1 protein-coding gene is annotated in these 667 nt (G+C 49.3%); it reads left to right on the top strand.

Annotated features, from left to right (window positions below; genetic code table 11):
• Positions 1 to 2 precede the first annotated feature (2 nt).
• On the top strand, positions 3 to 667 hold a 665-nt coding region (cysQ, locus tag R7P74_RS26860), incomplete at its 3' end, for a 3'(2'),5'-bisphosphate nucleotidase CysQ (RefSeq protein ID WP_318123709.1).

The raw sequence follows: 667 nt of genomic DNA on the forward strand, positions 1-667 counted from the left end.
CTATGCCAATGACAAAAGATCTATCTCACCTGCTTCCTCAAGTTATCGAAATTGCCCGCAGTGCGGGACAAATGATTCTCGATATCTACGAGAAAAAGCAATATGAAGCGTACACCAAAAGTGATGAAACACCGGTCACAAGCGCCGATATTGCCGCGCACAAACTCATCACTGAACGTTTAAGTGAACTGACACCAGACATCCCCGTGTTGTCTGAAGAAGCCGCCGACATCAGCTTAGAGCAGCGCGCACAATGGCAGCGTTATTGGTTGGTCGACCCATTAGATGGCACACAAGAATTCATCGCACGCAGTGGCGACTTTGCGACCATCATTGCATTAATTGACAACAACAAGCCTGCGATGGGCGTGGTGTATGGGCCTGTTTCTGGCGTCACGTATTACGCATACAGCGGCAAAGGTGCGTGGAAAATCCCAGACATGTCTGAAAGCGTGAAAATCCACACGCACAAACATGAACAAGCAGGACAAAACATTGCCATTGCTATCAGCCGTCGCCAAGACATTAATCGTATCACCAGCCGCATGAGCAGCGCTTGGAACTACGACTTAATTCCTCTCGGTTCTGCAGCACTAAAAGCGTGTTTGGTGGCGGAAGGAGCGGTCGATTGCTATTTACGTTTGGGCCCTACTGGCGAATGGGATAC

Source organism: Vibrio sp. 2033 (assembly GCF_033339735.1).